A 10430-nucleotide genomic window follows, 5' to 3' on the forward strand; every position below is an offset into this window, starting at 1 on the left:
CATTCCGCCACGACCGCATACAATGGAGCGTAGGGGATTTGAACCCCTGACCTCTTCGCTGCCAGCGAAGCGTTCTCCCCCTGAACTAACGCCCCATGATGGTGGAGTATACTGGGATCGAACCAGTGACCCCCACGCTGTCAACGTGGTGCTCTCCCGCTGAGCTAATACTCCACGTTGTTTGCCTAGCAGCGACCTACTCTTGCAGGGGCGCTGGCCCCAACTACCATCGGCGCTGGAGGGCTTAACTTCCGTGTTCGGGATGGGAACGGGTGTTTCCCCTCCGCTATCACCACTAGGCAATGGCGACGATTTCTATTATAAAGCAATCCAAAAGTTTGTCAAGTTTTTTTGTATCTTTATATTTCAGTTCCTTCAGAATCGGAACGACAATGTAAAATTTACTATAAAAAAATGAAAGAGTCAACCCTCTTTTTCATTTTTTTCGATCTTCACTGTCCCTTTCTCTAAAGTTCTTGTCATCCCCTTCTTTATACGCGTATAATAAAGAAGAAGGAACGTACAATAAAGCAGGGCATTGGCGGCCACCAATGCCCTGTCCATACACAGCCGCTGCAAGAAGCGCAGTGGCCCAAGCCTCGGGCATCGTAACCTACCCTCGCCTCGGCCTAGCAGGGTGGGTTACTTTTTGTCTTTGGATACGGCGATCACCGCGACGATGAGTGACGCAAACGCAATCATAAGCGTCAGCGCGTCGGCAATCGACATCATCAGCACCACCCCCTTTCGTTCAGGGAGTGGCCACTGCCCACCCTGCATATGGCTGTGCATGTTTCATTATACCATCAAATCAAACAAATGCGAATATACATTCGCGTCCTCGTTGAAAATTAGGAATGTTTCCCTACCCGAGGTATCCCCCCACCTTGCCTGTTACTTCGCGCCGCATCTTCACGGCCCCTTCCTCTCTGGTTCTTATAGCCCGCTGAAACTCCGACGTTTTCATCAAGCGCATAAAATCCGCGTTTTTCCGAATAATGATCATAGACGAATCTCGCTGTTCCAAGGAGAAAAAAAGGTGGAACAAGCAAGGCAAACCCGCATTCATGGGCTGTTGTTGCTGATCGTCGCTGCTGTGTTCGTTTGGTCGGCCATTCGTCCAACCAGCTATGCGGTGTGGGCGCTTGAGGTCGCCCCAGCGCTTGTGGGGCTTGTGATCGTGATGGCCCTGTATCAACGTTTCCGGCTGACAACGATGTCGTATGTCATCATCGCCATGCTGGCGGTCCTCATGTTGATCGGCGGCCATTATATTTACTCCAAAGTTCCTTTTTTTAACTGGATCAAAGATGCGTTCCATTTCGAACGCAACCATTACGACCGGTTTGGCCATTTCCTCAAAGGGACGTTCGCCCTCGTCCTAAGGGAGATTGCGCTGCGGAAAACGCCGCTGTCGCGCGGCCCTTGGCTTTTCACGATCGTCACAAGCATGTCGCTCGCCATCGCCGCCCTGTATGAAATCATCGAATGGCTCGTCTCCATCATCTCCAAAGGAGGAAAGGCATCGAAAGACTTTTTGGGCACACAAGGCGATATTTGGGACACCCAATGGGATATGGTATGCACATTGATTGGGACACTGATTGCCCTATGGCTGCTCTCAAGGTGGCACGACCGGCAACTTGCGCGGTTGGATCAGCCCCGTAGCTAGGCTCGTAAAACAGCGGCTTCTCTTTTCAAGAGAAGCCGCTGTTTTCAATTCACCTTATACAAATAAATCGTCCACGCCGACTCATCGGACGTGAATACACGGTCCAACACGAGTCCATTTTCCGCCGCATTGTCAATCGGAACCGCCGAGAAAATATAGCGGCCGCCCATTTTTTTCAACTGTTCTGTATTCAGCTGCAAGTTCTTCAGCCGTTTTTTCGACTGTTTTGTAAACATATACCGTTTTCCAAGTTCTGCTGTAAAAATATAGCAACGCCCGCCCCATTCGTCAAAATATGTGCGGATCGTTTTGCTTTTTTCCAGTTCACGTTCAATGATTTTGCGGAACTCGTATTTGTATGACAGCGGATAAAAGTTGTTGTATTTTGCCCCTTCTATTTTCTCTATGCACACCTATCTTAAAATATTAAGGACAACTTATGGTAGATAGCTTCCCCACTACAATACACAATAGAAAACAGCGGCCTCTCTCTTACAAAACCGCTGTTTACACCTGCTTCTACACCCTTGACTTTTCCTTTAATCCTATCAGATGGTCCTTCTCTTCCCTCCGGCTGAAAATCGCCGCGAGGATCGCTTCGGATATATATATATTGTTGTGCCACACGCTGAAAATCGCACTTGGAACAGCCGCCAAGGGTGAAAAATTCGCTGTGGCAATTGCCACGCTCAATCCGGAGTTTTGCATTCCTACCTCCATGGCGACCGCTTTTTGTTTAGCCAAATCCATGCCGAGCAGAAGGGGCAGGCTGAAGTCAAAGGCAACTGGACGAATCCCCCTTAACAAATTTGCCCGCCAACCGCTTGGATATCTTCTTCACGTTCGACCGTCACGTCAATGGCAATCCGCAGTCCTTTCACAATCGTTTCTAACGCCATGCTAGGCTGTCCTGGATGCCGGGCTGCTTGTTCCGGCAGATACGGAATATGGATAAATCCGGCCCGAATGGGCATCTTCACTTGGGCAATATAATGCATCAATCCGTAAAACACATGGTTGCAGACAAACGTTCCCGCTGTATAAGAGACAGAGGCTGGTATGCCGTGACGCCTCAACTCATGGACAATCGCTTTGACCGGCAAAGTTGACCAATAGCCAACAGGCCCGCCTGGAACAACGGGTTCGTCAATCGGCTGATGACCTTCGTTGTCGGGAATGCGGGCATCATTGATGTTCACCGCTATCCTTTCAACGGAAATATCGGCTCTCCCTCCCGCCTGTCCGACGCAAATCACAATATCGGGATCCACTTGCTTCATTGCATCATGCAAGATTTCTAATGATTGGCCAAATACGGTTGGAATCTCCCGAACTTCAACGATATACCGATCGTTTTTCCATCCGGCTGCTTGCTTGGCCGCCTCCAGCGATGGATTCACCGTTTCTCCTCCAAACGGATCAAATCCGGTCACGAGCACTTTTTTCATCGTATCTTCAGTCCTTTCCCGTTATCGGATTATAAATCCATGAGAGTGACCACATACATTGCAGCGATGTTGAACGCCAACAGAATCAACGCTGTCGGCACTTGCACGCGAATCACGTGGTTTTTGTCTTTCAAATATTGTCCACCGCTGCGGAATGAGCGCGAATGTCATCCCGGACATGATCCGGCAGTTTTCCGTATTTCGCTTCCGCCGCTCCTTCTGCCATAGGAGCGACGAGCGGACGAACCATTTGAGCATGGCCGCCGATGGAAGTAAGCCCAGCCGCTGCAGCCGCTTCCCGGATGATCAAATAAGCGGTCAAGATTCGTCCTGTTGTCGCGGCTTTGATTTTCGCCACGACACTTTCTGCCTGTTCACGCAATCCAAAACGTTCCAAAATGCCGATGACGGGCAATGTGGCGATGAACACCGCCATATACCGGTTGGTCGTAAACGCTGTTCCAAATTGTTCAATAATGTCATACAGCGATTGATGGGCGAGCAATCCTGTCGCCAATCCAGCCGCTGTCACGACAAGAAGTGGATTAATGCGAACAATGAAGCCGATGATGACGATCAACACTCCAATGAGCACCATGTTTCTCTTCTCCTCTCCAGCACATTTTACGGCAAATGTTAATACAAATCGTTACGTCGTTCACCCCACTCTATTTCTTAGTCGGCATCCCCCTCTCCTCCATCTGTCGTTCCACATTTCGGAACAATAGTTTCAAATTTGTTATTATCATTATATAATTGAGAAAAATTAAAAATCAATAAATACTTACCGAAAATTTACTTTACAAAATAAAACATCAACTTGACCGAACCCGTCATGATACATCAAGCCCCCTCTTCGTTGCATCCCTTGCCCCTATTTTGTATCATGAATAATTAAGAGAAATTTAGCAGAAAAAGGAGGTGCCAACCATGACCAAACAACTCCCTCCCGGCCAATTCGAAACGGAAAAATGGCTGATTTTGCATGAGGGCGATGTGTACGAATTCGATGAAGCGACGTGGAATTTCCGATTGTTCGGCGATGTGAAAGAGGAAGTTTCGCTGTCGTATCAAGAAGTGATGCAGCTGCCGAAGACGGTTTCAACCATCGATATGCATTGTGTCACAACATGGTCAAAATTCGACACGACGTTTGAAGGCATCGCCTTCCGCGAGTTTTTGCGCTTTGTGGAGCTAGATCCTGATGTGAAATACGTGAAAATTTACGGATATTTAAACGGCGACCGGTTCGGTTATTCGGCGAACTTGCCGCTTGAGGCGCTCATGGGCGACGATGCCTTGTTTGTCTATCGATGGAAAGACAAGCATCACGACTGGCAGGACATCTCGCCGAAGCACGGCTATCCGCTCCGGTTCATCCCGCCAGCGACGTTTTACTTATGGAAAGGGGCGAAATGGGCGTCGGGCATCCGCTTTATGAAGGAAGATGAGCCGGGCTATTGGGAGGAGCGCGGCTATTCGATGACCGCCAATCCGTTTAAAGAGGAGCGGTTTGCCGAGTGGGTGCCGCGGATTCGCTTTTGACAAAGCAAAAAGCGAGGGGTCGGAAATCCCTCGCTTTTTGATCATCAAGCGGCTTGGCGGGATGCCGCTTGTTTCTCAAGCCAAGCACGAAGACGCCAAAAGAGAAGCTGAAATACGATGGCCGCCATCGCTCCTTTGACGGCGTTAAACGGCAAAATCGCCGATACCACCAACGCCTTCGCTTCCGGCGCGCTCATCTGCGGAGCGCCAAGGAAAAGGGTGTACGCCGGCATAAAGACGTAGTAGTTGAGCACGCTCATGACGAGCGCCATTGTCACTGTTCCCGCCGCCAACCCCAGCAGCAAGCCTTTTTTCGATGCGGCTTTCCCATAAATATAGGAAACCGGCAAAATAAACGCCGCCCCAGCGGTAAAGTTGGCGATTTGGCCGATCGGAACGCCGGTCGCACTGCCGACAAAAACATAGTTCAACACGTTTTTCAAGAGTTCGACCGCCACGCCGGCGAGCGGGCCGTACAACAGCGCGGCGACAAGCGCCGGGATGTCGCTGAAGTCGACAAGCAAAAAGTTCGGAAACGGCGGCAGCGGAAAGTTGAGCATCATGAGCACATGCGCCATGGCGCCCAACACTCCGATGCCGACAAAGGCGCGGATGGAAATGCGTTTCATGTTTGTTCTCCTCCCCTTCTCGTGATTCATCCTCACAAGAAGAAGGCTGCCGCCGCGAGCGCCAACAAAAACTCCCTTAAACCGAACGAGGCTTAAGGGAGAAAAAGGGTGTGCGCAACTAGACGTTCGCATGCGCCAAAACGAACGCCGGCAAACCTTCATCTTCTCCCATCCAGACTATACTGTCGGCTCCGGACTCGCACCGGATCCTGCCTTGCGGCTCGCGGGCTGAGAGGCCAAGCGCCTCATCACCGCCGGTCGGGAATTTCACCCTGCCCCGAAGATGAATCGCTTATCCGTTTTTTCATTATTCCGATGAATTTAGTATACAATTCCTTTTTGGATTTGTCTACGATTTTTTGCTTGCGGCTTGATTATTCCCGCATCGGAAGCGAATCTTCCGGTTCGAGCACCGGTGGGGCGACTTGAACCAAATCGGCGTATTTCAATCCCGTCCCCGTGTTGAGCACGACGACCGTCTCCCCATCACGAATCCAACCGCTCTCGCGCAGCTTTTGGGCCGCCGCAAACGCCGCCGCTCCTTCCGGGCAAATGAACGCCCCTTCGAGTTCGGCTGCCGTCCGCTGTTCAGCCAAAATCGCTTCATCGTTGACGGCAATAGCGCAACCGTCCGTCTCATACACCGCCTCAAGAACAAGAAAGTCGCCAAGCGCTTTCGGCACATTGATGCCAAACGCCACTGTATGGGCGTTCGGCCAAAACTCCGATTCACGTTTTTTCTCCTTCCACGCCTTGACGATCGGCGCGCAATGCTCGGCCTGCACAGCGACCAGCCGCGGCATGCGGCCGTCCACCCAGCCGAGCGCCTGCAGTTCTTTGATCGCCTTGTAAATGCCGATCAACCCGACGCCGCCGCCGGTCGGATACAAAATGACATCCGGGAGCTGCCACGAGAATTGTTCGGCGATCTCCAGCCCCATCGTTTTCTTCCCTTCAATCCGGTACGGTTCTTTCAACGTCGACGCATCGTACCAGCCGTATTCGCGGATCGCTTTGGCGACGATTTGCCCGGCATCGCTAATGAGGCCGTTGACGAAATACAATTCCGCCCCAGCGATGGCGCATTCCTTTCGCGTCAGTTCCGGCGCCTCAACCGGCATGACGACTGTCGCCTGAATGCCCGCCCGCGCCGCGTATAGCGACCACGCCGCTCCCGCGTTGCCGTTTGTCGGCATCGCGAGCTGTTTGACGCCCAATTCCTTTGCTTTAGAAATCCCAACCGCCGCGCCGCGGGCTTTAAACGTCCCTGTTGGAATAACCCCTTCGTCTTTCATGTAGAGCGCTTCAATGCCGATTTCCCGTCCTAAGCGCGGCATCGGCACAAGCGGCGTCATCCCTTCGCCGAGCGACACGATATGTTCAGGATGCTTTACCGGCAGCAACTCATGATAACGCCATAAATTCGCTTCACGTTCCCTCAGCACATCCCTCTTGACTTTTTGGCGCATCGCCTCCAAGTCGTAAGCGACAAGAAGCGGCGAACCGCATTCGCAAAGTTGATGGATTTGGTCGACATCGTATGTACGTTCACACTTCGGACAATACAGATGAGACACGTAGCTGAATGACATGGTTTGGCTTCTCCTTTCCATTTGTTTCATCCGCACGAGGCAGGAAGCACCTACTTTCGCGTTTCTGACGAGACACTGGCCTTTTCATTATACCATAACCGTCCTCTGCCGCCGGCGCCTGTAATGGCAGCGTCCGTACGCCAACTTTGGGGCATCATAGCGCCAAGTAGGAAATGGTCCCCTCTTTTTTACCGTTTGAAGCCGCATATGGTAAAATAAAACGGAAACCGCCTCTTTTTTCTCACTGCATCGGCGGAATGATTCGCTGATCCAGAAAAACTTATACATAAGGAGATGAACCAATGAAACAGGAACTCATCGAACGCTTCATCCGCTACGCGAAAGTCAACACTCAATCCGATCCAAACAGCCATACGTGCCCATCGACTTCGGGACAGTGGGAGCTGGCGAGAATGCTCGTCGAAGAGCTGAAGGCGATCGGGATGGAAGATGTGACGATCGATGACAACGGCTACGTGATGGCGACGTTGCCGGCCAATACGGACAAAAACGTGCCAGTGATCGGCTTTTTGGCTCATATGGACACCGCGCCGGAATTTACCGGAGCCAACGTCAACCCGCAATTGATTGACTCGTACGACGGCGGGGACATCGTGTTAAACAAAGAACAAGGCATCATCTTGTCGCCAAACGATTTCCCGGAGCTCGCTCACTACAAAGGGCATACGCTCATCACGACCGATGGGACGACGCTGCTTGGTGCTGACGATAAAGCCGGAATCGCCGAAATTATGACCGCGATGAACTATCTCATTCAACACCCGGAAATCAAGCACGGCAAAGTGCGCGTCGCCTTTACGCCGGATGAGGAAATTGGCCGCGGGCCGCATAAATTTGACGTTGCCAAATTCGGCGCCCAATTTGCCTACACGGTCGACGGCGGGCCGCTTGGCGAATTGGAGTATGAAAGCTTTAACGCTGCCGAAGCGAAAATCACGATCAAAGGCAAAAACGTCCATCCGGGCACAGCGAAAGGAAAAATGATCAACTCGATCAAAATCGCCATGGAGTTCGAGCAGCAGTTGCCAGCCCATGAGGCGCCTGAGCATACGGAAGGATATGAAGGGTTTTACCATTTGCTTTCGTTCCAAGGCAGTGTAGAGGAAACGAAGCTTCATTACATCATCCGCGACTTTGACCGCGAACAGTTTGAGGCTCGCAAAGCGAAAATGAAAGAGATCGCGGCTTCGCTTGCGCAAAAATATGGAAACGACCGAATCACTCTCGAAATCAACGACCAATATTACAACATGCGCGAAAAAATCGAGCCGGTGCGCCACATTGTTGACATCGCCCACGAAGCGATGACGAACTTGGGCATTGAACCAAAGGTGAAACCGATCCGCGGCGGTACAGACGGGTCGCAGCTCTCCTACATGGGGCTGCCGACGCCGAACCTTTTCGCCGGCGGCGAAAACTTCCACGGCCGCTACGAATACATTTCCGCCGACAATATGGTGAAAGCGGCCGAAGTGATCGTGGAGATCATCAAGCTGTTCGAGCAAAAAGCATCTTGATCTGCGGAAAAACTCTCTTGAACGATCTTTTTTCGATCGTCCAAGCACAAGCGGCTGCAAGCCCGCCCATTAGGAGTAAAGAAAAGGTGTCCCGAGTCTTTTGGGGACACCTTCTTCATTAGATAAGCGACCGTTCGCCCTTCCATCCTTTTTCCTCGGTCAACACCTGTTACGGAAGCCGGTTGATCCGCCCCTCGATCCGTGCTGAGAACGGTTGCTCAAGACCGCGAATATACGAGACAAGGGCATCCAAATCGACCGGGCCGACCTCGCGGTTTGTCCCATGCGTCAACACCGTGAACCCATCGCCGCCGTCGGCGAGGAAGCTGTTGACTGTCACCGTGTACTCGGCGTCCGGTTTTAGCGGTGTGCCGTCAGGAAGCTGAATGTCAATGACTTTTTCTCCGACCGGCTTGCTGGCGCTCCATGTATAGCGGAGGCCGGAGATTTGCAGCATGCGCGTTTGGGTTGGCTGCCATTGTTGATTCAAAAGCTGGCGGATTTGCGCGCCGGTGAGCGTCATTTTCACGAGCTGGTTGTTGAACGGCTGAACGTTGTACAATTCGCCCCACGTCACTTCGCCTTGTTCAATATCGGCGCGAATGCCGCCCGGGTTCATAAAGGCAAAATCGGTTTTCATCGCCGCCCGCTGGGCATCGGCGATCAAATTGCCCAAGGCGGACTCGCCGCTTTCGTTTTGTTCATCGGTGATCGTTTCGGCTGCTGTGCCGACGACTTGATTGACAAGCGGCGCCACTTTCGCTTCATATTTTTCGACGAGGGCACGGATTTCCGGGTCCGGAGTGATGCCGTCATGATAGGTCGTCACGATCTCCGCTTTTTTGGCGACGACGTCTTTCGTACGCGGGTCGATTTTCAAATCGACATCAGAAAACGCCGTGCCGTACGAATACGACTGAACGAGCAGCTTGCCGTCCACAACCGCATTTAAATAGGCATGGTTATGACCGGCGAAAATCACATCGACTTCATCATCGACATTTTTGGCGATATCGACAATTTCCCCGCTTGCGTTTGTCCCATCCGGATTGGATACGCCTGGGTTATGGGCGAGAACGACGATCGTTTGCACCCCTTTTTTCTTCAGTTCCCGGACCGCTTTGTTAATCGCTGTTGCTTCATCGATGAACTTGACTCCCGCGACGCCGCTTGGCGTCACAATCGTTGGTGTTTCCGTGAGCGTGACGCCGATCAATCCGATCGGCATGCCGTTGACCCGCTTAATCACATATGGCGGGAGAATCGGCTTTCCCGTTTGCGCATCAACGACGTTGGCGCTCACGTACGGAAAATCTGCTCCGGCGAAATCGCCGGTCGCCGGGTGATATCCGCCATGGATCAAGCGGAGCATTTCCGCTACTCCTTCATCAAACTCATGGTTGCCAAGGGTGCCGACGTCAAAGCCGAGCTTATTGAGCACTTCGATCGTCGGCTCGTCCTCTAGCAGCGCCGATACCGGCGGGCTGGCGCCAACCGCATCGCCGGCATGGACGAGCAGCGTATTTTTGTTTTCCGCCTCCCGCTGTTTCAAATAAGCGGCTAAATAATCAGCCCGTCCAACTTCCCGCCCGCCGACTTTTCTCGTCACATTCAACTGGCCGTGGAAGTCGTTAATGCCTAACAGCTGCACCTCAATATAACGGTGCGAAGAAGCAGGCGGCTTCCCCTTGCTTTTCCCGTTCCCTGCCGCCCCAACTGGAGCCGCGGCCAGCACCGCTGCAGCAGCCAATGCGGATAGCACCCGTCTTCCCCATCGTTTGGAATTCTTCATTCCCGGTTCCCCTTTCTCTCGCCTTCTCGTTCACTCCCATTATATCCTTGCGAGTCAGTACAATGATAGAGCAGAAAGGATGATTTTTCGTAAATATTTTGTAAATTCACAACTGACTGTTGAGAACAACAGAAACAAAAAAGACCGCCCGATAGAGTCTGTTGATCGGACAGCCTTTCTTTTTTAGCTCGATGGACAGCCTGCCGTGGGGCGG

At 52.0% G+C, this 10430-nt stretch carries 8 protein-coding genes, 2 tRNA genes, 1 rRNA gene, 4 pseudogenes and 1 riboswitch; of the genes and pseudogenes, 3 read left to right on the plus strand and 12 right to left on the minus strand.

The features are described from left to right. Positions 1-23 precede the first annotated feature (23 nt). The 4 genes from VU18_RS07515 to VU18_RS19685 form a co-directional block, all read right to left on the minus strand. Positions 24-95 (minus strand) — tRNA-Ala (locus VU18_RS07515). A gap of 4 nt (positions 96-99) precedes the next feature. Further along, positions 100-174: transfer RNA gene (locus tag VU18_RS07520), tRNA-Val, on the minus strand. Between the two features lie 9 nt (positions 175-183). Further along, positions 184-300, minus strand: a 5S ribosomal RNA gene (gene rrf / locus VU18_RS07525). A gap of 342 nt (positions 301-642) precedes the next feature. After that, positions 643-732 (minus strand): putative holin-like toxin, encoded by a 90-nt coding sequence (locus VU18_RS19685; protein WP_021322622.1) that lies wholly within the window; start codon positions 730-732, stop codon positions 643-645. A 307-nt stretch (positions 733-1039) separates the two neighbouring features. Here VU18_RS19685 and VU18_RS07530 point away from each other — a divergent pair, with 307 nt between their 5' ends. Beyond that, a complete protein-coding gene (locus VU18_RS07530) occupies positions 1040-1672 on the plus strand; it encodes a DUF2238 domain-containing protein (protein WP_020279622.1) in 633 nt (210 codons plus the stop codon). Between the two features lie 44 nt (positions 1673-1716). On the opposite strand, the pseudogene VU18_RS07535 reads toward VU18_RS07530, so the two are convergent. From VU18_RS07535 to VU18_RS07550, 5 genes and pseudogenes are all read right to left on the minus strand, one after another. Further along, a pseudogene (locus VU18_RS07535) lies at positions 1717-2055 on the minus strand (DUF6044 family protein); the annotation flags it as partial. Between the two features lie 136 nt (positions 2056-2191). Then, positions 2192-2431, minus strand: a pseudogene (locus tag VU18_RS07540) (transporter, sodium/bile acid symporter family protein); the annotation flags it as partial. 41 nt (positions 2432-2472) lie between these two features. Continuing rightward, positions 2473-3120, minus strand: coding sequence for a pyroglutamyl-peptidase I (gene pcp, locus VU18_RS07545; RefSeq protein WP_013523781.1), 648 nt, complete (start codon positions 3118-3120; stop codon positions 2473-2475). A gap of 29 nt (positions 3121-3149) precedes the next feature. Then, positions 3150-3254: pseudogene (locus VU18_RS17910) on the minus strand (5-oxoproline transporter, DUF979 family subunit); the annotation flags it as partial. Next, a pseudogene (locus tag VU18_RS07550) lies at positions 3254-3718 on the minus strand (5-oxoproline transporter, DUF969 family subunit); the annotation flags it as partial. The pseudogenes VU18_RS17910 and VU18_RS07550, both read right to left, overlap by 1 nt. Positions 3719-4050: 332 nt before the next feature. Between VU18_RS07550 and VU18_RS07555 the strand changes: the two are divergent. Next, positions 4051-4665: a sulfite oxidase-like oxidoreductase gene (locus tag VU18_RS07555; RefSeq protein ID WP_047757891.1), complete on the plus strand. Its 615-nt coding sequence runs from the start codon at positions 4051-4053 to the stop codon at positions 4663-4665. A 44-nt stretch (positions 4666-4709) separates the two neighbouring features. Here VU18_RS07555 and VU18_RS07560 read toward each other — a convergent pair whose 3' ends face one another. After that, positions 4710-5324 (minus strand): ECF transporter S component, encoded by a 615-nt coding sequence (locus tag VU18_RS07560; RefSeq protein WP_075261450.1) that lies wholly within the window; start codon positions 5322-5324, stop codon positions 4710-4712. A 126-nt stretch (positions 5325-5450) separates the two neighbouring features. Continuing rightward, positions 5451-5583, minus strand: a riboswitch (FMN riboswitch). 85 nt (positions 5584-5668) lie between these two features. Beyond that, the gene (locus VU18_RS07565; RefSeq protein ID WP_020279619.1) at positions 5669-6886 is read right to left on the minus strand and encodes a threonine synthase; all 1218 of its coding nucleotides are present in this window, start codon (positions 6884-6886) and stop codon (positions 5669-5671) included. A gap of 302 nt (positions 6887-7188) precedes the next feature. On the opposite strand from VU18_RS07565, the gene pepT reads away from it, so the two are divergent. Beyond that, a complete protein-coding gene (pepT, locus tag VU18_RS07570) occupies positions 7189-8424 on the plus strand; it encodes a peptidase T (RefSeq protein ID WP_011231254.1) in 1236 nt (411 codons plus the stop codon). Positions 8425-8593: 169 nt separating this feature from the next. On the opposite strand, the gene VU18_RS07575 is transcribed toward pepT, so the two are convergent. Then, positions 8594-10216: a bifunctional UDP-sugar hydrolase/5'-nucleotidase gene (locus VU18_RS07575; RefSeq protein WP_011231255.1), complete on the minus strand. Its 1623-nt coding sequence runs from the start codon at positions 10214-10216 to the stop codon at positions 8594-8596. Positions 10217-10430: the final 214 nt, after the last annotated feature.

This window comes from Geobacillus sp. ZGt-1, assembly GCF_001026865.1.
Taxonomy (GTDB): domain Bacteria; phylum Bacillota; class Bacilli; order Bacillales; family Anoxybacillaceae; genus Geobacillus; species Geobacillus thermoleovorans.